The sequence below is a fragment of the Nocardia sp. BMG111209 genome (assembly GCF_000381925.1).
GTDB lineage: Bacteria > Actinomycetota > Actinomycetes > Mycobacteriales > Mycobacteriaceae > Nocardia.
This window is the reverse complement of sequence record NZ_KB907308.1, coordinates 491464-516767: the sequence shown is the minus strand read 5'-3', so window position 1 is coordinate 516767 and position 25304 is coordinate 491464. Positions and strand designations below refer to the sequence as shown.

Sequence of the window (25304 nt, the reverse complement as noted above, 5' to 3'; positions counted from 1 at the left end):
AGGCGCGCGGTCGAGCGCACTCACTCTAGCGCCTCACCCGTGATTCGCTGCGGGTATGCGGTGCGGGACGAAAGTGGCGCCGTCGTCGGTGATCAGGCCGGGGGTCTCCCGGATGCCCAGGCCGGCGGCGTCGTCGCCGACGATCCAGGCGCCGAGCACCGGCCGCATACCGTCGAATTCCGGTAGCGGGTCCAGCAATTGGTAGACGTAACCCTCTTCGCCGTACACGCCGCCGGTCGCGGTCTCCAGGCCGGCGCCGACGATGGTCATGTTGGCGCCCTCGCGGCCGAGCTTCGGCTTCTTGATGTATTCGGTGAGCTCGTGCGGGTCGTCGACGTAGGCGGGCAGCAGATTGGGGTGGCCCGGGTACATCTCCCACAGCACCGCCAGCAGCGCCTTGTTCGACAGCAGGGCCTTCCACAGCGGCTCGATCCACATCGTGTGCGGCAGTTCGGCGATGATCTGCTTGCCGAATTCGTCGTCGAGCGCCCATTCCCACGGGTACAGCTTGAAGATCGAGGTGATCGGCGCCTCCGCGAGATCCACGAAGCGCTTCAGTTCGCGGTCCCAGCCGACGTCCTCGATCGGCAGCGCGATGGTGTCGAAACCGGCCTCCGCGGCGGTCTCCTGCATGTACGCGGTGGTGACGTTGTCCTCACCGCTGGCATCCGCCGACGACCAGGTGAAGTGCAGTTGCGCGCGGGCGAGGTGTGAGCGCAGCCCGTCCCAGCGGGCAACCAGCTTCTCGTGCAGCGAGTTCCACTGATCGTCGCCGGGATAGCGGTCGGTCAGCCAGTGCCACTGCACGATCGCCGCCTCCAGCAGCGCGGTCGGCGTATCGGCGTTGTACTCCAGCAGTTTCGCCGGGCCGCGGCCGTCATAGCGCAGGTCGAAGCGGCCGTAGACGTACGGGTCGCCGCGCTGCCAGGATTGTTTGATCGGTTCCCAACTCCATTGCGGGAGGCCGAAATCGGCGAACCGCTCGGTGAGCACGATCTGCTCGATCGCGTCCAGGCACATCGAATGCAGGACCTCGACCTGCGCCTCCAGCGCCAGGATCTCGTCGAGATCGAATTCGTAGTGCACCGATTCGTCCCAGTACGGCCGGGGCCGGCCGTTCGTGTCACGGCCCGGTGAGCCGTATACCAGGCCCTGCTCGGCAATCGTCTGTTGCCAGCCGGGCCGCGGCGAGCTGTGCACTCGTCGCACTACGATCCTCCACTCTTGCCGCCACCCTTGACGCCCAGCCCGCCGCGCACGACGGTCCCGCTCTTGGTGCTGGTGACCGAATGCGAAGGGGTGGAGAAGCTGCCGCCGGTGGGGTGACTTCCGATAGTCGTATTGCTACCACCGTAGTAATAGCGGTACTGATGCCCGTTGTACAAGAAGATGCCGGGGATGCCGGGGGTGTACGCGCCGTTGTAGTAGCCGCCGCCACCGTAGCTGGTGACGTAGTCCTGGGCCTTCACGCAGTCGTCGTCGGGGACCACGGTCTGCTGGTTGTTGTCGTCGGTGACGCAGTAGGCGGTGACCTCGTTCGGCTTGTTGGCCGCCGAATAGGCCAGGTACCCGGCGCCGACCAGCGTCGCCACGCCCGCGACGGCCGCGCCGCCGATCAGGACGCGTTTGCGGTTGCGCCGCTTGATCGCCAGCCGCTCCTCGGCCAGTCGCTCCGCCGCCGCGGCCCGTTCCCGGCCCTTCTCCCGCGCCCGCGCCTCGCCGAGCGAGGGGTCGCGGGGCACGGTGACGCCCACCTTCTGCCGTTGCACGCTGCCCCGCGGTTTGCGCGGCGGCTCGGCGCCGCGCAGGCCGTGGGCGCCGGACATGGACCGCGGCGGGGACGCCGGACCGGGTTCGGCCGGACCGGATTCGGCGGCGGTGGCGCCGGATCCGGGAGTGGGAGAGCCCGATTCGGGGTCGGCCGTCAGGGCGGCGGGGTCGACCCGGGGGAATACGTCGGGTGCGCCCGGGAGTGGCAGGGCCGGTGTCGGTCCCACCGGGGCGTCGACGAGACCCGTTGTGTCGGAGGGGTATTCGATCTTCGGCGCATGGGCCCACCAGTCGGCGTCGTCCGTGGCCGGCGGCACCGGCCCGGTGGCGCCGGGGGTTCCGGTCCGGTGGTACTTCGTGGTGGGGGTGTCGTCGTCCGCGCGATCCGGGGATGCTCCGGAAGCGCCGGAGGCGGCATCGCGTGGATCGGGGACCTCGGGGGGTGTGCCCGGATATTCAGTTGGCATGTCCGACTCCCTGTTCCCCGCCGACTACCGTTCCTCGAATCCGACCAGTTCACCCTGGGCGGCGACCCAGTCTTCCACAACCACGTCCACCCGACCAGGCGTCTGACCGGAACGCAACAATCCGAGCAGTTGCTCGCAATGTGCGCGCGATCCCTCGGCGATCACGTGGACCCGGCCGTCGCGAGCGTTGCGCGCGAAGCCGGTCAGGTCCAGCTCGAGCGCGCGGGCGCGGGTCCACCAGCGGAACCCGACGCCCTGCACCCGGCCGTGCACCCAGGCACTGAGCCGCACCCGGTCGCCGGTCACCGTCGTACCGCGGCGGGGCTCGTGGGTACGACGGTGGGCCGACCCCTGTGTATCGCGGTGCGGCCGGTCGAGCGCAACGGTGGGACCGCGCTCACGCGTCCACCTGGAAGGTCAGGTTCACCGTGGTCCCGGCCTTCAGGGTGCGGCCGACCGTGCACACCTTGTCGATGGCGCGTTGCACGGTGACCAGCAGGCGTTCGCGGGCGGCGTCGTCGAGTTCGGACAGGTCCAGCTCCAGCACCTCGTCCAGCTGCGCGTACACCTCGTTCTCGCGGTCGGCGGCGCCGGAGACCCGGATGGTCGCGTCGTAGGTGTCACCGAGCCGGTGCGAGAGCGGGAAATCCGAGCTCATGCCCGTGCACGCGGCCAGCGCGATCTTCAGCAGCTCACCCGGTGTGAACACACCCTGGACGCTCTCCGAGCCGATCAGCACCTCGGCGCCGCGCGAGCTGCGGCCGGTGTAGCTGCGGGTACCGGTGCGCTCCACCCACAACGTGGTCGGCGCGGTGGCCGGGGCGTTCGTGGTGGTCTGTGCGGTGTGCGCCTGAGAAGCCATGTCTTCGATCCTGCCATCCGTCGCTGCGCGCCCGCACGACCGCGGGCGTCTGTGCTCTTCGACAACCCGGCCGGACCGCGGGGGAATTCCCGGTGTCGGGGCGGTCACGCGGGCCGCACGCGACCGCCACGGAGCCTCCGCGCGTCGTCAGGCCTGGAAGCGGTAGCCCATACCGGCCTCGGTGAGCAGATGCTTCGGATTCGACGGATCGTCCTCGAGTTTGCGGCGGAGCTGGGCCAGGTAGACCCGCAGATAGTGGGTTTCGGTGGCGTAGGACGGGCCCCACACCTCCCGCAGCAGTTCCCGGCGGCCGACCAGTTTGCCCGGATTGCGGACCAGCATCTCCAGCACTCCCCATTCGGTGGGGGTCAGGTGGACGTCGTGGCCGTGCCGGACGACCTTCTTGCTCGCGAGGTCGACGGTGAACGAGGAGGTCTCCACCACCGGATCCGCGGCGTCGCCGGCGACCGTGGCGGCGCGGCGCACGGCCGCGCGCAACCGGGCGAGCAGCTCGTCCATACCGAACGGTTTGGTGACGTAGTCGTCGGCGCCGGCGTCGAGCGCCGCCACCTTGTCGCCGGAATCGGTGCGCGCGGACAGCACGATCACCGGCGCCTGGCTCCAGCCGCGCAATCCGCCGAGCACCTCGATCCCGTCCATATCGGGCAGCCCGAGGTCCAGCACCACCACCGCGGGATGTTTCTCCGCCGCCGCGCGCAGGGCGGCGGCGCCGGTGGACGCGGTGATCACCTCGTAGCCGCGGACCGACAGGTTGATGCGCAGCGCGCGCAGGATCTGCGGCTCGTCGTCCACCACCAGAACCCGCGTCGGCGCCGCCGGGGCGGATGCGTTCGCTGCTGTCACCGCGTCTCCTGTTCCGCTGCCGCGTCGTCGGCCGGTTTCGCCGGGGTGTCGGCCGTCGCGCGGTCGGCGTCGGCGTCGACGCGCGGTACCCGCACCCGACCGGCACTGCCGCCGCCGGGTTCGGCGGGCAGGTCCAGCATCATGGTCAGACCGCCGCCGGGGGTCTGCTCGGCACGGACGACCCCGCCCATCGCGTCGACGAATCCGCGCACGACCGACAGGCCCAGCCCGACACCGGTGGAATTGTCCCGATCGCCGAGCCGCTGGAACGGTTCGAACAGCTGGTCCTCCAGGCCGGAGGGCACACCCGGACCCTGGTCGACGACGGCCACGGTGACGCGGTTGCCGGCGCGTTCGGCGGTCACGCGCACGGGCGTGTCGCGCGGCGAGTAGCGCAGCGCGTTATCGATCAGATTGGCCAGCACACGTTCCAGTAGACCACCGTCGGCGTGCACGGACACGTTGCCGACCTCAACCTTCACCTGGTCCAGCGCCGCGCGGCGCAGACTGCGGGTCCCCAGGCCGACGCCGAGCACCGACCGGTTCACCGCCTCCTCCAGATAGATGCGGCGAAGTTGCGGCCGCACCACACCGGCCGCCAGGCGCGACGAGTCCAGCAGGTTGCCGACCAGGCCGGTGAGCTGATCGACCGACTCCTCGATGGTTTCCAGCAGTTCGGCGGTGTCCTCGGGCGAGAATTCGACGTCGTCGCTGCGCAGACTGGACACCGCCGCCTTGGCGGCCGCCAGCGGGGTGCGCAGGTCGTGGCTGACCGCGGACAGCAACGCGCGCCGCAGCCGATCCGCCTCGACCACGCCCGCGGCGGCCCGCGCCTCCTCGGCGAGCTGCCGTTGCCGCACCAATCCGGCCGCTTGGTTGGCGACCACGGCGAGTACCGCGCGGTCGCTCGCGGTGAGCGCGCGGCCGGACAGCAACAGCCAGTGCAGGTCGTCGCCGGCCTCGAGCGCGGTGTCGGCCTCGGCGGGCAGCCGCGGCGGATTCTCGCCGACGCAGGCCACCACCTCGACATCGGTGACGAAGGCGACCGCGCGCTGCCCGTAGGTCTCCCGCGCGCGTTCGAGCAGATCGTGCAGATCGGCGCCGTGCAGCACCGCACCCGCGAACAGGGTCAGCAGTTCGGCCTGCCGGGAGGCCTTGCGCGCCTGCAGGGCTCGCTTCTTGGAGACGTCGACCAGCGCGGCGACCGCGATCGCGACCGCCGCCATCACCACGATGGTCAGGAAGTTGTTGACCTCCGCGATGGTGAAACTGTGCCGCGGCGGTACGAAGAACCAGTTCAGCAGCACCCCGCCGAACAGGGCCGACAGCGCCGCGGGGGCGACGCCGCCGAGCAGCGAGACCGCGATGACGCCGAAGAAGTACAGCGAACTCTCGCCCGCGAAGTTCAGGTGCGGGTCCAGCCAGTACGAGCACACGGCTGTGATCAGCGACGGGACCACGAGCGCGGCCAGCCAGCTGGACAGTTTCCGTTCCCGTGGCGTGACGCCGGACCAGCGGAAACCGCGGCGAGCCTCCTCGTGCGTCACCATGTGCACGTCGATCTTGCCGGAGTCGCGGACCACGGTGGATCCGATGCCCTCGTCCAGGATGCGGGCCCAGCGGGAGCGGCGGGAGGTGCCCAGCACGAGCTGGGTGGCGTTGACCTGGCGGGCGAAATCGAGCAGGGCGCCGGGGACGTCGTCGCCGGTGACGGTGTGCAGGCCGGCGCCGAGGCTGTCGGCCAGATCGCGCAGGCGCGCGAGCCGCTGGGTGGACACGCCGGCGAGGCCGTCGCCGCGGACCACATGGACGACGATCAGCTCCGCGGAGGATTTGGCGGCGATGCGGCCGGCCCGGCGGACGATGGTCTCGGACTCCGGGCCGCCGGTCACCGCGACCACCACCCGCTCCCGGGCCTCCCACAGGTCGGTGATCTTGTGCTCGGCGCGGTACTTCGCCAGCGCGGCATCCACCTGATCGGCGAGCCACAGCAGCGCCAATTCCCGTAGCGCCGTGAGGTTTCCGGGCCGGAAGTAGTTGTGCAGCGCGGCGTCGACCTTGTCGGCGGCGTACACGTTGCCGTGGGAGAGCCTGCGGCGCAAAGCTTCCGGTGTGATGTCGACCAGCTCCACCTGGTCGGCGCCGCGAACCACCCTGTCGGGCACCGTTTCCCGCTGCACGACGCCGGTGATCTGCTGGACGACGTCGTTGAGGCTCTCCAGATGTTGCACGTTCACCGTGGAGATCACGTCGATCCCGGCGGCGAGCAGTTCGTGCACGTCCTGCCAGCGCTTCTCGTGTTTCGACCCGGGGACGTTGGTGTGCGCGAGCTCGTCCACCAGGACGACCGCCGGGTGCCGTCGCAGCACGGCCTCGACATCCAGTTCGAGGAGCGTGGCGCCGCGGTAGGTCAGCTGTTTCGGGGGGATGGCCTCGATTCCGTCGAGCAGGGCGGCGGTCCGGTCCCGGCCGTGCGTCTCGACGATCGCGGCCACGATGTCCCCGCCGCGCTCGAGGCGGCGGTGCGCCTCGCCGAGCATGGCATAGGTCTTGCCCACCCCGGGGGCGGCGCCCAGATAGATGCGCAACTGGCCACGTTTCACGCGTTCATCATCGCGCGTGTCGATCGCTGTGCGCGCTGCCGCACTGACGTCTCCTCGAATCGAGCACATTCCGATTCCCCGCCCGTTTCCGGACCGGGCGAGGTCCGTTCTACCGGCGATGACGATCGTGATCGGGCCCTTGACGAATTCTTGACGGCCGGCGCCCCGACCTTGATGCCACGGCTACGGGCCCGCGGGAACGCCCTGTAAACGGCTCGTCAATGCCGGGGCGTGGGGCGCAAAGAAGGCGTCAACGGTCTCGAATCGGACCTGGACGAGCGTTTCACTCGATGGGGCGCATCCTCGGGGTGCGCGGCTGTCTCGAGAGAGGTTTCGACATGTCCGTCGTGGTGTTCACGGTGCTGACGGTGGCGATTTTCGCGCTGCTCGGCCTGATCCAGCGGGGAGTGGAAAAGCTGTGACGCAGAACATCATCGGCTCGGTGCTCGCCGTGGCCGTCGCCGTCTATCTGGTGGCGGCGCTGCTCTTTCCGGAGAGGTTCTGAGTGAATACGACCACTGCGGGGATCGTTTTCGTCGCGGCCCTGATCATCGCGCTCGTCCTCGTGCATCTGCCGCTGGGCGACTACATGTACCGGGTGTATTCCGGCACCCGGCATTCGCGGGCCGAACGGGTGATCTACAAGGCCATCGGGGTGCAGCCGGATGTCGGGCAGCCGTGGGCGGTGTACGCGCGCAGCGCGCTGGCGTTCTCGGCGGTCGGTGTGCTGTTCCTGTTCTTCTTCCAATTGCTGCAGGCGCATCTGCCGTGGCATCTGCCGCATCCGGGGACCACGATGTCCGCGGATCTGGCCTGGAATACCGCGATCAGTTTCGTCACCAACACCAACTGGCAGAGTTACGGCGGCGAGCAGACCATGGGGCATCTCGTGCAGATGGCCGGTCTGACGGTGCAGAACTTCGTATCGGCGGCGGTCGGTATGGCGGTCGCGATCGCGTTGGTGCGCGGATTCGCGCGCAGCCGTACCGAGGATCTCGGCAATTTCTGGGTGGATCTGGTGAGGGGAACCATCCGAATTCTGCTGCCGATCGCGGTCGTGTTCTCGATCGTGCTGATCGCCGGCGGCGTGATCGAGAATTTCCATCTGTTCTCGCAGGTCGCCTCGACGGCCGGGAACGGCGGTTCGCAGACCCTGCCGGGCGGGCCCGTCGCGACCCAGGAGGTCATCAAGGAACTCGGGACCAACGGTGGCGGATTCTTCAACGTGAATTCGGCGCATCCGTTCGAGAATCCGACCGCGTGGACCAACTGGGTGGAGATCTTCCTGCTCGTGGTGATCGGATTCTCGCTGCCGCGCACCTTCGGCCGGATGGTCGGCAATACCAAGCAGGGATATGCGATCGTCGCCGTGATGGGCACGCTGGCCGTGATCAGCGTGACGTTGCAGACCTTCTTCCAGTTGCATCACCACGGAACCGTGCCGACGGCCGTGGGTGCGGCGATGGAAGGGATCGACACCCGGTTCGGGGTGTCGGATTCGGCGACCTTCGCGTCGGCGACCACGTTGACCTCGACCGGCGCGGTGGATTCGGCGCACGATTCCTACACCAGCTTCGGCGGCCTGATGTCGATGTTCAACATGCAGCTCGGCGAGGTGGCGCCCGGCGGCACCGGGACCGGGTTGTACGGGATGCTGATCCTCGCGGTGATCACGGTGTTCGTGGCCGGGCTGATGGTCGGGCGGACGCCGGAATATCTGGGTAAGAAGATCACTCCGCGGGAGATCAAGCTGGCCTCGGCGTATTTCCTCGTCACCCCGCTGATCGTGCTGATCGGCACCGGCGTGGCGATGGCGTTGCCGGGGGAGCGGGCCTCGATGGCGAATTCCGGGCCGCACGGGTTGTCGGAGGTGTTGTACGCCTTCACCTCCGCGGCCAACAACAACGGATCGGCCTTCGCGGGCCTGTCCACCAACACGGTGTGGTGGAACACCGCACTGGGGCTGGCCATGGTGTTCGGCCGGTTCGTGCCGATCGTGTTCGCGCTCGCGCTCGCCGGTTCGCTTGCCGCGCAAGGGCATACGCCCGCCTCCGCGGGCACGTTGCCGACGCACCGGCCGCAGTTCGTGGGCATGGTCGCCGGCGTGACCGTGATCCTGGTCGCCCTCACCTTCCTGCCCGCGTTGGCGCTCGGGCCGATCGCCGAAGGAATCCACTGATGAGCACCCCTGTCCTCGACACCGTGGTGTCGCAACCCGAGAAGCCGGCCCAACCGGGCCGGGTGCGCAGCGGCATGTTCGATCCACAGCTGCTGTGGAAGTCGCTGCCGGACGCGTTGCGGAAACTGGATCCGCGCACGCTGTGGAAGAACCCGGTGATGCTGATCGTGGAGATCGGCGCGGTGTGGTCCACCGTCCTGGCGATCACGACGCCGACCTTCTTCGCCTGGGCGATCGTGGTATGGCTGTGGCTGACCGTGCTTTTCGCGAATCTGGCCGAGGCCGTCGCCGAGGGGCGCGGCAAGGCGCAGGCCGACACCCTGCGCAAGGCCAAGACCGATACCGTCGCCCGCCGGCTGCCCGATTGGCAGCCGGGTACGACACTCCCTGCCGAGGAACGGGTTCCGGCGCCGGATCTGCGGCGCGGCGATCACGTCGTGGTCGAGGCCGGGCAGGTCGTCCCGGGTGACGGCGATGTCGTGGAAGGCATTGCGTCCGTGGACGAGTCGGCCATCACCGGCGAATCCGCGCCGGTGATCCGGGAATCCGGCGGTGACCGGTCCGCGGTGACCGGTGGCACGACGGTGCTGTCCGACCGGATCGTCGTCCGGATCACCCAGGAGCCCGGCGGCTCGTTCATCGACAAGATGATCGCGCTGGTCGAGGGCGCCAAGCGGCAGAAGACGCCGAACGAGATCGCGCTGAACATCCTGCTGGCCGCGCTCACGATCATCTTCGTGTTCGCGGTGGCGACCCTGCAGCCGCTGGCGATCTTCTCGAAGGCGAACAACCCCGGGGTGGCGGACAATCCGGCGCTGGACGTCCACGGCGTCACCGGGATCGTGCTGGTGTCGCTGCTGGTCTGCCTGATCCCCACCACGATCGGGGCGTTGCTGTCCGCGATCGGTATCGCGGGGATGGATCGGCTGGTGCAGCGCAACGTACTCGCCATGTCCGGCCGCGCGGTCGAGGCCGCGGGCGATGTGAACACGCTGCTGCTGGACAAGACCGGCACCATCACCCTAGGCAACCGGCAGGCCTCGGACTTCGTTCCGGCGCCGGATATCTCCGCCGACGAATTGGCCGACGCGGCACAGCTTTCCAGCCTCGCCGACGAAACCCCCGAGGGCCGTTCGATCGTCGTGTACGCGAAGCAGGCGTTCGGTAAGCGGGAACGCACGCCGGGCGAACTGATCGGCGCCACCTGGGTGGAATTCACCGCGCAGACCCGGATGTCGGGGGTGGATCTGGCCGACGGGCATCGGCTGCGCAAGGGTGCGGCCAGTGCCGTCACCGAATGGGTGCGCGCCGCAGGCGGTTCCGTGCCGCCGCAGCTCGGCGAGACCGTCGACGGGATCTCCGCCTCGGGTGGTACCCCACTGGTGGTCGGTGAGATCGCCGGCGGCGCGGCGCGGGTGCTCGGCGTGATCCATCTCAAGGACGTCGTCAAGCAGGGCATGCGCGAGCGGTTCGGCGAGATGCGCAAGATGGGCATCCGGACCGTCATGATCACCGGCGACAATCCGTTGACCGCCGAGGCGATTGCCGACGAGGCCGGGGTGGACGACTTCCTGGCGGAGGCGACGCCGGAGGACAAGCTGGCGCTGATCCGGAAGGAGCAGGCCGGCGGCCGCATGGTCGCCATGACCGGTGACGGCACCAACGACGCGCCGGCCCTGGCCCAGGCCGATGTCGGGGTCGCCATGAACACCGGCACCTCGGCGGCCAAGGAAGCCGGCAACATGGTGGATCTGGATTCGGATCCCACCAAGCTGATCGAGATCGTGGAGATCGGCAAGCAGTTGCTGATCACCCGCGGCGCGCTGACCACGTTCTCCATCGCCAACGACATCGCGAAGTACTTCGCGATCATCCCGGCGATGTTCGTGGGCCTGTTCCCCGGGCTGGACGTGCTCAACATCATGCGGCTGCACAGTCCGCAGTCGGCGATCCTGTCCGCGGTCATCTTCAACGCGATCGTCATCGTGGCGCTGATCCCGCTGGCGTTGCGCGGCGTGAAGTACACGCCGTCGAGCGCGTCGAAGCTGTTGAGCCGCAACCTCCTCGTCTACGGTCTCGGCGGCATCGTCGCCCCCTTCGTCGGTATCAAGCTGATCGACCTCGTGATCCAATTCTTCCCCGGGATGTCCTGATGAGAATGTCGACCTGGATTCGCCAGCACCTCGCGGCGCTGCGCGCGCTGCTGGTGCTCACGGTGATCACCGGAATCGCTTATCCGCTGGTGGTTTTCGCGATCGCGCAACTGCCCGGCCTGCACGACCGGGCCGAGGGTTCGCTGCTGCGGCAGGACGGGAAGGTGGTGGGCTCCAGCCTGATCGGGCAGGCCTACACCGACGGGAAGGGCGCCGCGCTGAACCAGTACTTCCAGACCCGGCCGTCGAATGCGGCGCCGTCGGACGGCAGTATCCCGGACGGCTACGACGCCACCAACTCCAGTTTCGGGAACCAGGGACCGGAGAGCATCGTCGACACGATCGATCCGGACGATCCGAAGAAGGACAAGCAGGCCCTGCTGTCCACGGTCTGTGCGCGCAGCCTGGCGGTGGGGAGTCTCGAGGGGGTGGACGGCGGCCGGCCGTTCTGCACCGCCGGCGGCGTCGGCGCGGTGCTGTCGGTACTCGGGGAGCGCGATGCCAAGGGCACGGTGCCGAATCCGGTCCGGGTGGTCAGCGTGAACGAGGACTGCCGGGTCACCGGGACGCCGTTCCTCGCGTTCTACCGGGGTGTCGCGGTGGACTGCGCGAAGCCGGGCGAGGACTATTCGGCCGGGCAGATCGTGCCGGTCGCGGGCAGTGCGAGCGTCGACACGCCGGTGCCGAGCGACGCCGTGACGGCGTCGGCCTCGGGCCTGGATCCGGATATCTCGCCGGCGTACGCGGCGATCCAGATCCTCCGGATCGCGAAGACCCGCGGTATCGACCAGGACCGGGTGCGGGACCTCGTCGCCGCGCACACCCACGGCCGGGTGCTCGGATTCGCCGGTGAGCCGCGGGTGAACGTGGTGGAGCTCAACCTCGCCCTCGACCGGGAGTATCCGTACCGGGGCTGAGTGCGTACGGCACGGGCCGCCTTCCTCGCGAGGAAGGCGGCCCGTGTGCTGCCCGGAGTGCGAACTTCCGGCTCAGTAGGCCATGAACAGGATCTCGTCGCGCGAGTAATCATGGCCGGGGTGCTTCTCGGAGAGATGCGCCTTGGTCTTCGACACCAGCTCGTCCTCGGTCTCACCGGTGATGTATTCGCCGCAGGGGCAGTTGATCCGTGTCTTCATCGCTGTCCTTCGGTGCGTGTCGTACGGCGTACCGTGCCATCCTTCCGCGTGGCGGCCGGATCGGGCAAGGTCTCGTCCGGTAAAACGCGGCTACCGGCGGCGCGCGCCGCAGCCCGCGCCGGATTCCCAGCCCGTCAGCATCCGGAAGATCAGGGCCGCTCCCCACGGGCCGATCACCCACAGCGGCCACGGATAGGTGAATTCGCCGAGCCCGATGCTGACCAGGGCCCAGATCACGACGCAGAGCAGGCTCACCCCGAGCCAGGCGGACGCCTCGATGCGCTGCCACAGCGGGATGCGGCGCCGCGAACCCGGTTGCGCGGGGGTGGAATTCGCGCGGTCCCGGACCGGCGGCAGGTCGGCCAGTACGCGTTGCAGGTCGTCGCGGGTGGTGGTGGCCCAGACCGCCGCCACCCGCTGGTCGTATTCGGTGAGGTCGATGCGGCCGTCGCTCAGGTGCCGGGCCAGTTGGGTGACGATGTCCTGGCGCTCGGCGTCGGAGGCGCGGGTGCCGGTCGCGATGTCCATGGGACGGTCCTCCAGGATCAATGTTCCTAAGTGGAATGTGTATACCCAGGATCTACCTCTCACTGTGGAATGTCAAGGCGTGCCCAGGAAGGCGGTAAGTTAACCTTCATTTGCGCTACTCTGGCATCGAATGAGAAGGTAGAGCACCACATACCGAACAAGGAGTTCTCCGTGGATCTGGACTGGTCGCCCACCGATCTGGCGTTTCGTGACGAGGTGCGGCGTTTTCTGGACGAGAACCTGACCCCCGACCTGCGCCGCGCCGGGCGCCTGGCCACCAGTGTGTACCCGGACCACGAGGCCAGCATGGCCTGGCAGCACATTCTGCACGCGCGCGGCTGGGCCGCGCCGCTGTGGCCGGTCGAGTTCGGCGGATGTGACTGGAGTGTGGCCCAGCACTACATCTTCGATCGCGAATCGGTGCTGGCCGGGGCGCCCGCACTGTCGCCGATGGGTATCCGGATGGTCGCGCACGCGATCATCGCCTTCGGGACCCCGGAGCAGCGGGACTACTTCCTGCCCGGCATCCTGACCGGCGAGGTGTTCTTCTGCCAGGGCTACTCGGAGCCGGAGGCGGGCAGCGATCTGGCCTCGCTGACCATGGCGGCCGTCGACGACGGTGACGATCTGGTCTGCACCGGCAGCAAGATCTGGACCACCCACGCCACCGAGGCCAACTGGATCTTCGCGCTGGTGCGCACCGCGCGCAAGGAGCGCAAGCAGCAGGGCATCACCTTCGTGCTCATCGATATGAACACCTCGGGCATCCAGGTGCGGCCGCTGGTCATGACCTCCGGCGAACAGGTGCAGAACCAGGTGTTCTTCGATCAGGTGCGGGTGCCGAAGAAGAATGTGCTCGGCCGCATCGACGAGGGCTGGACCGTCGCGAAGTACCTGCTGAACTTCGAGCGCGGCGGGGCGCTGGGCCCGGCCCTGCAGGCGCTGGGGGAGACGCTGGCGCAGCACGCCGCGAACCAGCCCGGCCCGGCCGGCGGCACGCTGCTCGACGATCCGGCGTTCGCGGCGCGGCTGGCCGACGCCCGGATCCGCGCGGATGTGCTGGAGATCCTGGAATACCGGACCATGGCCGCGGTGTCGCGCGGGAAGGATCCCGGCCCGGCGGCGTCCACGCTGAAGATCCTCGGCACCGAGCTGAGCCAGCGGATCACCGAACTGACCCTGGCGGCCGCCGGCCCGCGCGGCCGGATGTACCAGCCGCACGCCGCGATGCCGGGCGGCCCGGTGGTCGACTATCACGCACCCGCGGACGGTTTCCTCGGCGGCGAGCCGTGGCAGGCCGTCGCGCCGCTGCGCTACTTCAACGACCGCGCCGGCTCGATCTACGCCGGCAGCAACGAGATTCAGCGCAACATCATCGCCAAGGCAACCCTGGGACTGTAGATGGACTTCGAATACACCGCCGAACAGCAGCTGCTCCGCGACACGCTCACCGACTACCTCACGGCCCGTTACGGTCTGGCGGAGAGCCGGGCGGCCGCGCGCACGGGCGCCGGATGGCAGCCGAAGATCTGGCACGCCTTCGCCGAGGAGGTCGGCATCCTCGGCGCGAGCCTGCCGGAGGCCGTCGGCGGCTCCGGCGGCGGCCCGGTCGAGACGATGATCATCGCCGAGGCGCTCGGCGCCGCCCTGGTCGTGGAGCCGTACGTCGAGACCGTGGTGGTCGGCGCCGGATTGTTGCAGCGGGCCGGTGGCGAGCTCGCCGGGAATCTGCTGCACGGTCTCGTCGCCGGTGAGGTGATCACCGCACTGGCCGCCCTGGAGGCGGATTCGGGCTACGACCTGCACCGGGTCGGCACCACCGCGCGCCGCGAGGGCGACGGATGGGTGCTCGACGGCGCCAAGGTGGTGGTGATCGCGGCCCCGATCGCGACCCATCTGCTGGTGACCGCGCGCATTCCCGGTACCGAGGGTGTCTCGCTGTTCCTGGCCGACGCCGGCGTCGCGGGGATCACGATGCACTCCTATCGGACCATCGACGAGCGGCAGGCCGCCGACCTCGTGTTCGACGGGGTCCGGCTGCCCGCCGACGCGCTGCTGGGATCCGAAGGGGGAGCGGACGATTCGCTCGACGCCGCCCGGGACGAGGCGATCGCCGCGATCACGGCGGAGGCGGTCGGTGCGATGCGCCGGGTGCTGGCCGAGACCGTCGCGTACGCGAAGCAGCGGCAGCAGTTCGGTGTGCCGATCGCGAGTTTCCAAGCGCTGCAACACCGCATGGTCGACATGCATCTGGAACTCGAGCAGGCGGTGGCCGCGGCGTACCTGGTGACGCTGAAACTCGGTGCGGCTCCGGCGGAACGGGCCCGCGCCGCCGCGGCGGCCAAGGTCACCGTGGCCCGCGCCGCCCGGGTCCTGGGGCAGGAGTCGGTGCAGTTGCACGGCGCGATGGGGATGACCGAGGAACTGGTGATCGGGCACTTCTTCAAGCGGCTGACCGCCGTCCGGTACGAATGGGGCACCGCCGACGGGCACACCGCGCGCTACGCGGCGCTCACCGATCCCCGATAGAGCTTCGGCCGGCCCACGTTCGTGCCCCGGGCCGGCCGGACCGCACTGCGCCGCCCGGGGCGAGAACCCTTCGGGCGGCGCAGTTCTCGGTCAGCGCACCGGCGCCGGCCCGACGCGGGTGCGCGCGCCGGCCCGGCCTCGCGGGTCAGCGCACCGGCACGACACTGCGCGCGGCGATGTATTCCGGACGTGGTGCGGGTGCGGCATACGGTGTGTCCAAGGGGTTCTCGACGCTGTTGAACACCAGGAACAGATTCGAGCGCGGGAACGGCGTGATGTTGTTCGACGAACCGTGCATCAGGTTCGAATCGAACAGCAGCGCCGATCCGCGCGCCCCGGTGAACTGCGCGATCCCGTGCTTGTCCGCCAGATCGGTCAGCGCCCCGCGATCCGGCACCCCGATCTGCTGCTCCCGCAACGATTTCCGGTAGTTCTCCGGCGGCGTCGCACCCTGGCAGGCCACGAAGGTGCGATGCGAGCCGGGCATCACCATCAGGCTGCCGTTGAACGGGTGATTGTCGGTCAGCGCGATCGACAGGCTCACCGCCCGGGGCGCGGGCATACCGTCCTCGGCGTGCCAGGTCTCGAAGTCGGAGTGCCAATAGAATCCGGCGCCGGCGAATCCGGGCATGTAGTTGACCCGGCTCTGATGGATGTACACCTCGGAGCCGAGCACCTGCCGGGCGAGGCCCGAGATGCGTTCCTGCCGTACCAGTTCCGCGATCACGGTACCGATCCGGTGCACCTCGAAGATCGAGCGGACCCCGTTCGAACCCTGCTCCACGATCACCCGCTCGTCGCGGCGCAGCTCCGGATCCTCGGCCAGCCGCTGCACCTCGGCGGCCAGATCGGCCACCTCCGCCGGATGCAGCAGTTCGTCGAAGATCGTGTAGCCGTCGGTGTCGAAGGCCGCCAGCTCCGGTGTCGTCAGATCACCCCACACCGTGGGATCGTCGCGATCGATCGGCGGTACCGCCGCGACGGTGCGGGTGCGGTACCGATCCAGGGGATGAGCGGCCGCGACCGCCCCCGGATCCGGGGGGCCGGCGGGCCAGGTGGGCGGGATCGGCAGTGCCGGTTCCGGTTCCGGTGTCGTCACGGTCATCCGGTCGACTCCTATCCTTCGGCCGCCACCAGCGGGTACACGCCGTTCTCGTCGTGCACCTCGGTCCCGGTGACCGGCGGGTTGAACACACACAGCATCCGCATCCGGGTGCGGCTCTCGACGCGATGGCGTTCGTGCCCGTTCAGCAGGTACATCGTGCCGGGGCCGAGCGGGTACGTCGTGTCGTTGTCGAGGTCGTACAGGGTGCCCTCGCCCTCCACCAGCCAGACCGCCTCGACGTGGTGCCGATAATGGAACTCGTGGACAGTGCCGGGCTCGATGGTGGTCTCGTGGAAGGAGAACCCGACCCCGTCCCCGCCGAGCACGATGCGCTTGCTGCGCCAGCGCTCGGCGGCGACGTCGCGGTCGGTGCCGGTGATCTCCGCGGTGGTGCGCACGATCATCTCAGTGACCTCCCCGCACGGCCTCGACCGATCCGGCGAGCACGCCCAGGCCGTGATCCAGCTCGTCGTCGGTGATCGTCAGCGGCGGAAGCAGTTTCACCACCTCGTCGTCGGCGCCGGAGGTCTCCACCAGCAGACCCTGTTCGAACGCGACGTGGCAGACCTTGCCCGCCTCCGAGGCCTCGTCGAACACCAGGCCCTGCACCAGGCCACGGCCCCGGGTCGAGATGCCCGGATACCGGTCGACCAGTTCGGTGAACGACCTCTGGATCCGATCACCCTTGGCCGCGGTCGATTCCGCGAGGGTGCCGTCGGACCAGAAGTGCTCCAGCGCGGCCGTCGCGGTGACGAAGGCCGGGTTGTTGCCGCGGAAGGTGCCGTTGTGCTCACCGGGGGTCCACTGGTCCAGCTCCGGCCGCATCAGCACCAGCGCCATCGGAAGTCCGTAGCCGCCGATGGATTTCGACAACGTGACGATATCGGGGGTGATCCCCGCGACCTCGAAGGAGAAGAACGGTCCGGTCCGCCCGCAGCCCATCTGCACATCGTCGACTATCAGCAGAATGTCACGCGCGGAACACAATTCGGCCAGGCGGCGCAGCCACTGCGGCCGGGCCACGTTGACCCCGCCCTCACCCTGCACGGTCTCCACGATCACCGCCGCGGGCTTGTCCACGCCCGAGGAGCCGTCGTCGAGCGCACGCTCCATCCAGGACAGCTCGTCGCCGTCCAGATAGCCGTCGAACGGCATCGAATTCACATGGGACAGCGGCACTCCCGCACCGGCGCGCTTGGCGGCGTTACCGGTCACGGCCAGCGCGCCCAGCGTCATGCCGTGGAAGGCGTTGGTGAAGTTCAGCACCGTGGTGCGGCCGGTCACCTTGCGCGCCAGCTTGAGTGCCGCCTCCACGGCGTTCGCGCCGGTCGGGCCGGGGAACTGCACCTTGTGGTCCAGGCCGCGCGGGGTCAGCAGCACCCGGTCGATGGTCTGCAGCAGATCGCGTTTCGCGACCGTGGACATGTCCAGGCCGTGGGTGATCCCGTCGCGCGCGATGTAGTCCAGCAGCGCGGCCTTCAGCACCGGATTGTTGTGCCCGTAGTTCAGCGCCCCCGCACCGGCGAAGAAATCCAGGTAGTCACGGCCCTCGCTGTCGCGCAGCCAGGCACCGGAGGCGGTGTCGAACAGCGTCGGCCAATCCCGGCAGTAGCCGCGGACATTCGATTCCATGGTCTCGAAAACGGTCATCTCAGCGGTGGTCATCGATGATCTCCTCTTCGGTGTGCGCCGCCGTCTGCAGCGCGATCCGGTACAGGTCCTCGGCTTGGTGCCCGTCCGGAAAATCTGGTGGGGTGAACAGCCTTTCCCGCTCGAGGTCGGTGTCGTGCCGGCGCGCCAGCGCGGCGAACATCGCCAGCGACGCCTCGTTGTCCGGCGAGACCGTGGTCTCCAGGGTCGAAATGCCTTGTCCGGCAACGTTACCCACGAGTCGGTCCAACATCGCGGCGGCCAGGCCGCGCCCGCGCCAGCGCTCGTCGACGGCGACCTGCCAGACGAACAGGGTGTCGCGGGCCTGCGGCCGGAGATATCCGGTGACGAAACCGGCCACCTCCGAGTCGATCTCGGCGACCACCGAGGTGGATCGGAAGTCGCGGCACCAGAGCAGGTAGGCGTAGCTGGAATTGGCGTCCAGCACCCGGGAGTCCACGGCGATCCGCCACAGGGGTGCGCCGTCCGCGGTCCGGGGCGCGCGGATGACCGCGGTCTCGGTGGCGGTCCGGCTGAGCGTTCGGGTCTGCGTCACACGGACAGAGTTGCCACTCGATGTTGAGTTTTACCGGACGGAAACTTTACTGTTCTGTGACAATCCCAGGTCGAGTGACATCCGTCACGGCCGGAAGCCGCACCACGAACCGCGCGCCACCCCCGGGCCGGGTGTCACAGCTCACCTGTCCGCCGTGCGCGACGACCGTCTCCGCGACCAGCGCGAGCCCGATACCGGTGCCGCGCCGGCCGCGGCGGCCGGTCTCGAAGCGCTCGAAGATGCGCTCCCGGTCGGCGGCGGGCACGCCGGGACCCGCGTCGTCGATCGTGATCACCGCCCAGGCCCCGGCCGGCGCCAGGGCGAGCCCGACCAGCCCGCCGCCGTGGCGTTCGGCGTTGTCGACCAGATTGCCGAGGGCGCGCTCGAGTTCGGCGGGGCGGGCGGTCACCGTGAGATCGGGGCCCGCGGCGAGCAGCTCCGGCGGCAGTTGCCGCCCGGTCAGCACGTAGGCGAGCAGTTCGCGCAGCGAGATCGGGCGCGACTCGACGGTGTGCACCCCGGCCTCGGCGCGCGCGAGGGCGAGCAGGTCGTCCAGCAGCCGGCGCAGGTGCTCGATCTCGGCGCGGGCCAGCCGCAGCGCGCGGCGCGGCCGGTCCGGGATCTCGGCCTCGTGCCGGCTCAGCACCTCCACGCTGGTGGACAGGGTGGTGACCGGATTGCGCAGTTCGTGGCCGAGATCGCCGATCAGCCGGTCCTCCCGGCCGGCCTGCCGGCGCAGCGAGTCGAGGGTGGCCTGCTGTTCGCGCGCCCAGCGCCGCAGCACCAGCCAGAGGATCGCGCCCAGTCCGCCGCCGCCGAGTACGCACACCGCCGCGGTGGTCCACGGGCCGTCGGCGAGGGCCGCGACGGCCGTCAGTGCCACGACCGCCAGTCCGGCGCCGGCGGCGACCGCGGCGGCCCGGCCGTCAGCGCTGGACATCCAGCCGGTAGCCCAGTCCCCGGACCGTCACCACGATGGCGGGATCCGAGGGGTCCTTCTCGATCTTGGTGCGCAGTCGCCGCACGTGGACGTCGACGATGCGCTCGTCACCGAAGTGCCCGCGATCCCAGACCCGCTCCAGCAGGGTGCTGCGGGACAGCACCCGGCCGGGGGTCTCCGCGAGTTCGCACAGCAACCGGAACTCGGTCACGGTGAGATGGACCTCCTCCGCGCCGCGGCGCACGGTGCCCGCGTCGGGGGACAGCAACAGCGGCGCGTCCGGGTCGGCGTCCAGGGCCAGTTCCGGTGGCGGCGGCGGTTCGGCGGCGGGCTGAGCGCGCCGGCGCAGGGCCCGCATCCGGGCGGTGATCTCCTTGATCTCGAACGGCTTGGTGACGTAGTCGTCGGCGCCGGCCTCGAGCGCCGCCACCACGTCGTGGGTGTCGTCGCGGGCGCTGACCACGATGATCGGGACGTCGTGGTCGCGGCGGATCTCGCGGATACAGGAGAAACCGTCCATCGCGCCGCCGAGCATCAGGTCGACGATCATGACGTCGGGCGGGCCGTCCGTTCGGAGGCGTTCCAGCGCGGCTTCGCCGTGCTCGGCCTCGGTGACCTCGTAGCCCTCGTCCTCCATCGCGAGACGGAGTGCGGCACGAACCCGGTCGTCGTCCTCGACGATCATCAGGTTCGCATTCATGACGACGAGCATCCTACCGGCCGACGATCTTGTTCGAACGGAGTGCATCGTGTTCCATCCGTACTCGCGGGAATGGTTGGTCGCGGGCACAGCCCCGGTGACAGACATACCCCGGCAACCTGTGCGTAAAACCACGGCAACACCTCCGGATGCCGCATCGGCGATCTGCCCCGTAAACTGGCAATTCGAAATCAGTAGGTGATGGTGCGCTGGGGGCCCGGGCCCGCGGTCGCACGGCGAAGCGCAGGAGAAACACCATGTCAGGTCGCCGCTGCCGATTCAGTGTCGCGATGGGCTTGACCCTGGTGACGATGCTGATGGCCGCGTGCTCCTCGTCGACGGGCACGCCGAAACCGGCGACGACCGGGGGCGGCCCCGCCGCCCCGGCGATCGTCGTCACCCCGAACGGCGGCGACGACGTCGATCCGCTGGGCAAGATCGAGGTGTCCGCCACCGACGGCATCCTGACCACGGTGACGATGATCAACGAGCAGGGCAAACCGGTCGACGGCATCCTCACCCCGGACCGGACGGCGTGGAAACCCACCGCCGCGCTCGGGTACGGCCACACCTACACCGTCAGCGCGCAGGGCATCACGCTGACCGGCCCCACCGGCCCGGTCGGCTCGACGTTCACGACGCTCACGCCGGGCAATCAGACCAAGGTGTACCTGACCACCACCTTCGGTCAGCCGCTGGCCGACGGGGGCACCTACGGCGTCGGCACGGTGATCGTCGCGCACTTCGACGAGGCGATCTCGGACAAGGCCGCCGCCGAACGCAAACTGCAGGTCACCGCGGATCCGCCGGTGCAGGGCTCGTGGTACTGGCTCGACGATCGCAACGCGCACTTCCGGCCGCAGCAGTACTGGCCGGCGGGGACCAAGGTCAGCGTGAACGCGAACCTCTACGGCACGCAGGTCGGACCCGGCCTGTACGGCCAGGAGGATTCGAAGACCAACTTCACCATCGGCCCGTCGCACGTGTCGATCGCCGACGACAACACGCATCAGGTGCAGGTGTTCGAGAACGGCCAGCTGATCCGGACCATGCCCACCTCGATGGGCCGCGGCGGCAGCGACACCTTCGCGGGTAAGACGATCTACTTCAACACCCCGGCCGGCACCTACACGGTGATGGACAAGGGCAATCCGGTGATCATGGACTCCTCCACCTACGGCCTGCCGGTCAACGACCGGCTCGGCTACAAGGAGGCCATCAACTGGGCGACGCGGATCAGCGCCGACGGCATCTATCTGCATCAGCTCGACACGACGGTGTGGGCGCAGGGCAGCAGCGACACCTCGCACGGCTGCCTCAACCTCAACGGCGCCAACGCGCAGTGGTTCTACAACTGGGCGATTCCGGGCGACGTGGTCGAGGTCCACAACACCAGCGGTCCCGGGCTGAGCATGTGGAACAACGGCGACTGGACGGTGTCCTGGGACGACTGGGTGAAGGGCAGCGCGCTGGCGAGCTAGGCCCGCCGCGGCGGACCGCCTGCCTGCCCGGCAGACGGTCCGCCGGCGGTCAGTTCTTCGGGCTGTCCGCGACCTGGATGTCGAATTTCGCCTGATCGCCGTCGACGCTGGTCACCGTGACCGTGACGTCGTATTTCGACCCCTGGTCGTCGAGGGTGCAGACCAGTGTGGCGCCGGTGTGCGCCTGGAGATTCTGCGGGCAGGTGACCGAATCGGGCTTCTTGCCGATCTGCTGCTCGAGTTTGTTGCTGATCTGCGTGGCCACCTCGTCCTTGTCGACGGAACGACCGCCCACGGAGACCGAGCACGCGGTCAGCAGGGTGGTGGACACGATGAATGCCGCGGTCAGGCAGCCGGTGATTCTCATGATTGTTCCTGCGGGTTGTCGGTCCCGGGCGCGTCGAGCCACGATCGAGACCTGCTGGTCGACGGTCACAAGTGCCCGAACGTTAGCCGGTGCCGATTGCAGAGGTGTTGGAAGCGAATTGGAACCGGCCGCAACGGGATCAGGCGCCGAGATCGCCCACCCGCCGGGGCAGCGCGGAATCGGCCCGCAGCCGGTGTAGTCGCTGCGAGAGCAGCCGGTTCCAGGCATGTTCGCCGGTCGCGGCCGCGAGCAGTTCGCCGCGGTGCACGAGTTCGCGTGCGGCGTCGACATTTCCGCACGCCGATTCGATATCGGCGAGCAGCGCCAGATACAGCGGGGCGAGCATGGTGGTGCTGCCGCCGTCGGTGACGATCTCGTAGGCCGCGTGCGCGGCGGCCGCGGTGTCCGCCCGGTCCGGGCCGACCGCGAGCGCCCAGTCCCGCATGATCCGGGCACTCGCCGCCAGCTGCGCCATGCCGAGTTCGGCCAGTTCGCGGGCCACGACATCCGCCGAACGCGCTGTGCCCGGGACGATTCCCTGGATCGCGTTCGCCTGCAGGGCGGCCAGCCGCACCATCGCCGTACTGTAGGCATCGCCGGTGGTCACGCCGAGATCGATGCCGGTCCGGGCCGCCTGCCAGGCCCGTTCCTGTTCGCCGCGCAGGCCGAGCACGACCGCGGCGACCGCGTGCAACCGGACGTCGTAGCGGGCGATCGGGACCGGGTCGCCGGGGATCGGGACATTCGCCAGCGCGAATTCGACATTCGCGATACTCGCCTCCAGATCGCCTCGGAGACAATCGATCAGCGCGCGGATGTAGTAGCCCGCGCCGGCCTGCGGATCGACGGTGTCCTCGTACCGCGCGATCAGTCCGTCGGCGATGTCCGCGGCCTCGCGGTACCGGCCCTGGGCGCAGATCATGACGCAGTGCAGGACGACCGCGGAGATCTGCGCGGTGCCGTGCCGGTCGCCGGTGTCGAAGGCGTGCCGGAAGGCGCGGCCGACATCCTCGTGGTTCTGGCCCTTCAGCGCCGTCCACACCAGCGCCAGCCGCAGCCACAGGGCCGATTCGCGCTCGAAGCGGTCCGGTTCGCGCGGCAGCCGGGCACAGATCTGCAGCGAATGTTCGGCCAGGACCGCGATATCGGCGTAGGCCGACCGCGTCGTCGCCGCGGCGAGCGCGAGGTCGGTGATCGCCAGGGCGGTCGCCGCCTCCAGCGCGGCCCCCGCCTGCCAGGCGTGATCGGCGGTCGCGAGTAGCCATTCGTACGACCGGCCCGTGGCGTCCCGCATCCGCACATGCGCGACGAGCGCGTGCAATTCGGCGCGTTCGTCCGAATCCAGTTGCGCGACAACGGCCCTGCGGGTCACGCCGTGGCTGAACGTGAACCAGCCGGGGCGCCCGGCGGTTTCGTCGATCATCGCCGCGCGGCGGGCGTCGCCGAGGCGCTCCCGCACCGTGACGGCGGGCAGGCCGAGCACCTCGGCCACCGCGATCGGCTCGAATTCCGCGCCGATCACCGCGGCCGCACCCAGTACCGCGCGGGTGTCCGGGGCCAGTTCGGACATGCGCCGGCGGACCACGCCGGTGACCGCGTCCGGTACCGGGTCGCCGTCCGGAGTCAGCGTGTGGCCGTCGAAATGCCCTCGGGTGGAGAGGAATCGGACGATCTCGCGGACGAAGAACGGGTTGCCGCCGGAGTGTTGCCGCATCATGGCGACGAAGGCCGGACTCGGCGGGACGCCGGACAACTGCTCCACGAGCGAGCCGATCCCGTCGTCGTCGAGCCCGGCCAGTTCCAGCGCCGAGACGTCGCTGCGGCCGACGAGTCGATCGTATTCGTCGCAGTTCTCGGCCGAGACGACCGCGGACCAGGTCAGGACCACCAGCGCGGGCAGGTGGTGCAGCCGGTCGGCGAGCAGGGCGAGGACGTCGCGGGTGGGCCGGTCCGCGCGATGCACGTCGTCGAGGACGAGCAGCAGCGGACTCGCGGCCGCGAATTCCCGTACCGCCCGGACGATTCCGTCGATGGCCTCGAAGGCGGGGTCGGCCGTCCGGTGCACGACCGGGCCCGCACCCCATTCGGGCCACTCCGGGACGAGGGCGGCCGTCTCGGGCGCCGCCGCGCACACCGCCGCGCGGGTCGCGGCGCCGAGCTGTGCGCCGAGTTCGCGCAGTAGTTGAATCCAGCCCCACAGCAACGGTTTTCGCAGGCCGTCGGGGTGACCGGCCCAGGCCGCCGTCATACCGGCGTGGCGCGCGTATCCGGTGACGGCCGCCGCGAGTGTGGTCTTGCCGATACCGCTCTCGCCGGTGAGTACGGCGAAGCCGCCGTGCCCCCGGCGCGCGGAGTCGGCCATCCGGCCCAGCCAGGCGAGTTCGGCGGATCGGCCGGCCAGGGGCTGCCCGGTCCAGGCCGGTGCGGCGGGGGCCGTCGGCGCGGCCGGTGTGGCGGCGGACAGGACGGCGACGCCGGGCGGCGGGTCGGCGTTGTCGTGGCACAGGTCGTGGAACAAGCGGCGCAGTTCGTCGCCGGGCGTGACGCTCAATTCCTGATCGAGTACGCGGCGTACCCGGTCGTACGCCTGCAGGGCCTCGGCGCGGCGCCCGGACCGGGCCAGCGCCAGCATCAGCTGCGCCCACAGTCGTTCCTGCACCGGGGTCGCGGTGATCGCCGCCTCGATCTCCGGCACCAGATCGGCGTGCCGCCCGAGCAGCAGCGCGGCGTCGAATCGGGCCTCGATCACGCTGCGGCGCAGGCCGGTGAGCCGTTCGATCTCCGGATCGGCGAAGGACCAGCCGCTGAACTCGGCCAGCGGATCCCCGCTCCACACCTGTCCGGCGCGGGTGAGCAGATCGTGTGCGGTCACGGCGTCGCCGCCGGTCAGCGCGCGCCGGCCCGCGGCAGCCAGTTCCTCGAACCGATGGATGTCGACCGGATCATCGCCGAGGTCGAGGTGGTAGCCGACCGACCGCGTGGTCAGGCGCCGGGGCGCGGACGGACCGGCGCCGGCCTGGAACACCCGGCGCAGATTCGCCATATACGACCGCAGCGATGCCAGCGCCTTCTCCGGCGGATGCTGTCCCCACAGCCCGTCGACGAGACGTTCGAAGCGCACGACCGAGCCATCGGCCAGTACCAGGATCGCCAGCACGGCCCGTTGTTTGGGACCACCCAACGACAGGTCCCCGCTATCGGCCCGCACCCGCATCGGACCGAACAGAAAGTATTCCAAATCCTCGTGCCGATCCCTCCGGCGGCGCGATCCCCGATTCCCGCTGCGTCCCTCCGCTAACACCGGGAATTGTAAACCGGCACCCAGGCATTCTGTGAACTGTCCGAGATCCCGATGCCCCCCGTTCCAGGGGCTTCGGTTCCCGACTTTCGGCCAGGGAGTTGCGATCTTGTCCT

General features: G+C 69.4%; 24 protein-coding genes. 8 read left to right on the top strand and 16 right to left on the bottom strand.

What is annotated here, in order from left to right; all coding sequences use genetic code 11:
- Positions 1–33: 33 nt before the first annotated feature.
- The 6 genes from G361_RS0125920 to G361_RS44920 form a co-directional block, all read right to left on the bottom strand.
- Positions 34–1209, bottom strand: a complete 1176-nt coding sequence (locus tag G361_RS0125920; protein WP_026343517.1) for a glutathionylspermidine synthase family protein — start codon at positions 1207–1209, stop codon at positions 34–36.
- Positions 1209–2237 carry a hypothetical protein gene (locus tag G361_RS51180; protein WP_019930033.1) on the bottom strand — a complete coding sequence of 343 codons (1029 nt, stop codon included), beginning with the start codon at positions 2235–2237 and terminating at the stop codon, positions 1209–1211. The genes G361_RS0125920 and G361_RS51180 overlap by 1 nt, the downstream gene beginning before the upstream one ends.
- Positions 2238–2261: 24 nt before the next feature.
- On the bottom strand, positions 2262–2543 hold the full coding sequence (locus G361_RS0125910; RefSeq protein WP_019930032.1) for an acylphosphatase: 282 nt from the start codon (positions 2541–2543) through the stop codon (positions 2262–2264).
- Between the two features lie 91 nt (positions 2544–2634).
- On the bottom strand, positions 2635–3099 hold the full coding sequence (locus G361_RS0125905) for an OsmC family protein (RefSeq protein WP_019930031.1): 465 nt from the start codon (positions 3097–3099) through the stop codon (positions 2635–2637).
- A gap of 147 nt (positions 3100–3246) precedes the next feature.
- Positions 3247–3963: a response regulator gene (locus tag G361_RS0125900; protein ID WP_019930030.1), complete on the bottom strand. Its 717-nt coding sequence runs from the start codon at positions 3961–3963 to the stop codon at positions 3247–3249.
- A complete protein-coding gene (locus G361_RS44920) occupies positions 3960–6635 on the bottom strand; it encodes a sensor histidine kinase KdpD (protein ID WP_081635581.1) in 2676 nt (891 codons plus the stop codon). Before G361_RS44920 ends, G361_RS0125900 begins: the two co-directional genes overlap by 4 nt.
- Before the next feature lie 221 nt (positions 6636–6856).
- Here G361_RS44920 and G361_RS51505 point away from each other — a divergent pair, with 221 nt between their 5' ends.
- Genes G361_RS51505 through G361_RS0125870 form a run of 5 tightly spaced genes read left to right on the top strand, consistent with a single transcriptional unit; the run spans position 6857 to position 11815 of the window.
- Complete coding sequence (locus tag G361_RS51505; protein ID WP_019930028.1) at positions 6857–6988, top strand: hypothetical protein; 132 nt, start codon at positions 6857–6859, stop codon at positions 6986–6988.
- A complete protein-coding gene (gene kdpF, locus G361_RS51500) occupies positions 6985–7071 on the top strand; it encodes a K(+)-transporting ATPase subunit F (RefSeq protein WP_036495528.1) in 87 nt (28 codons plus the stop codon). Before G361_RS51505 ends, kdpF begins: the two co-directional genes overlap by 4 nt.
- Positions 7072–8745: a potassium-transporting ATPase subunit KdpA gene (kdpA, locus tag G361_RS0125880; protein WP_019930027.1), complete on the top strand. Its 1674-nt coding sequence runs from the start codon at positions 7072–7074 to the stop codon at positions 8743–8745. It abuts the gene before it with no gap.
- Positions 8745–10898: a potassium-transporting ATPase subunit KdpB gene (kdpB, locus tag G361_RS0125875; RefSeq protein ID WP_019930026.1), complete on the top strand. Its 2154-nt coding sequence runs from the start codon at positions 8745–8747 to the stop codon at positions 10896–10898. Before kdpA ends, kdpB begins: the two co-directional genes overlap by 1 nt.
- Positions 10898–11815, top strand: a complete 918-nt coding sequence (locus tag G361_RS0125870; protein ID WP_019930025.1) for a potassium-transporting ATPase subunit C — start codon at positions 10898–10900, stop codon at positions 11813–11815. The genes kdpB and G361_RS0125870 overlap by 1 nt, the downstream gene beginning before the upstream one ends.
- A 72-nt stretch (positions 11816–11887) precedes the next feature.
- Here the strand turns inward: G361_RS0125870 and G361_RS47800 are convergent, their stop codons facing one another.
- The gene (locus tag G361_RS47800) at positions 11888–12034 is read right to left on the bottom strand and encodes a DUF1059 domain-containing protein (RefSeq protein ID WP_019930024.1); all 147 of its coding nucleotides are present in this window, start codon (positions 12032–12034) and stop codon (positions 11888–11890) included.
- Positions 12035–12124: 90 nt separating this feature from the next.
- Complete coding sequence (locus G361_RS0125860) at positions 12125–12562, bottom strand: DUF1707 domain-containing protein (RefSeq protein WP_019930023.1); 438 nt, start codon at positions 12560–12562, stop codon at positions 12125–12127.
- 171 nt (positions 12563–12733) lie between these two features.
- Between G361_RS0125860 and G361_RS0125855 the strand changes: the two genes are divergently transcribed.
- The gene (locus G361_RS0125855; protein ID WP_019930022.1) at positions 12734–13963 is read left to right on the top strand and encodes an acyl-CoA dehydrogenase family protein; all 1230 of its coding nucleotides are present in this window, start codon (positions 12734–12736) and stop codon (positions 13961–13963) included.
- A complete protein-coding gene (locus G361_RS0125850; protein ID WP_019930021.1) occupies positions 13964–15091 on the top strand; it encodes an acyl-CoA dehydrogenase family protein in 1128 nt (375 codons plus the stop codon). It abuts the gene before it with no gap.
- 145 nt (positions 15092–15236) lie between these two features.
- On the opposite strand, the gene thpD is transcribed toward G361_RS0125850, so the two are convergent.
- Genes thpD through G361_RS0125820 form a run of 6 tightly spaced genes read right to left on the bottom strand, consistent with a single transcriptional unit; the run spans position 15237 to position 20042 of the window.
- Positions 15237–16196 (bottom strand): ectoine hydroxylase, encoded by a 960-nt coding sequence (thpD, locus tag G361_RS0125845; protein WP_019930020.1) that lies wholly within the window; start codon positions 16194–16196, stop codon positions 15237–15239.
- Positions 16197–16207: 11 nt separating this feature from the next.
- On the bottom strand, positions 16208–16600 hold the full coding sequence (locus G361_RS0125840) for an ectoine synthase (RefSeq protein ID WP_019930019.1): 393 nt from the start codon (positions 16598–16600) through the stop codon (positions 16208–16210).
- 1 nt (position 16601) lies between these two features.
- A complete protein-coding gene (ectB, locus tag G361_RS0125835) occupies positions 16602–17861 on the bottom strand; it encodes a diaminobutyrate--2-oxoglutarate transaminase (protein ID WP_019930018.1) in 1260 nt (419 codons plus the stop codon).
- Positions 17848–18402 carry a diaminobutyrate acetyltransferase gene (ectA, locus tag G361_RS44910; protein ID WP_019930017.1) on the bottom strand — a complete coding sequence of 185 codons (555 nt, stop codon included), beginning with the start codon at positions 18400–18402 and terminating at the stop codon, positions 17848–17850. The genes ectB and ectA overlap by 14 nt, the downstream gene beginning before the upstream one ends.
- A 46-nt stretch (positions 18403–18448) precedes the next feature.
- Complete coding sequence (locus G361_RS44905; RefSeq protein ID WP_019930016.1) at positions 18449–19342, bottom strand: sensor histidine kinase KdpD; 894 nt, start codon at positions 19340–19342, stop codon at positions 18449–18451.
- The gene (locus G361_RS0125820) at positions 19329–20042 is read right to left on the bottom strand and encodes a response regulator transcription factor (RefSeq protein WP_026343514.1); all 714 of its coding nucleotides are present in this window, start codon (positions 20040–20042) and stop codon (positions 19329–19331) included. Before G361_RS0125820 ends, G361_RS44905 begins: the two co-directional genes overlap by 14 nt.
- Before the next feature lie 290 nt (positions 20043–20332).
- On the opposite strand from G361_RS0125820, the gene G361_RS0125815 reads away from it, so the two are divergent.
- Positions 20333–21523 (top strand): Ig-like domain-containing protein, encoded by a 1191-nt coding sequence (locus G361_RS0125815; RefSeq protein ID WP_019930014.1) that lies wholly within the window; start codon positions 20333–20335, stop codon positions 21521–21523.
- Between the two features lie 49 nt (positions 21524–21572).
- Here G361_RS0125815 and G361_RS0125810 read toward each other — a convergent pair whose 3' ends face one another.
- Both G361_RS0125810 and G361_RS44900 read right to left on the bottom strand, forming a co-directional pair.
- Entirely contained in the window at positions 21573–21890 is a 318-nt protein-coding gene (locus tag G361_RS0125810) for a DUF4333 domain-containing protein (RefSeq protein WP_019930013.1), read from the bottom strand.
- Between the two features lie 139 nt (positions 21891–22029).
- On the bottom strand, positions 22030–25128 hold the full coding sequence (locus G361_RS44900) for a BTAD domain-containing putative transcriptional regulator (RefSeq protein ID WP_019930012.1): 3099 nt from the start codon (positions 25126–25128) through the stop codon (positions 22030–22032).
- Between the last annotated feature and the right edge of the window lie 176 nt (positions 25129–25304).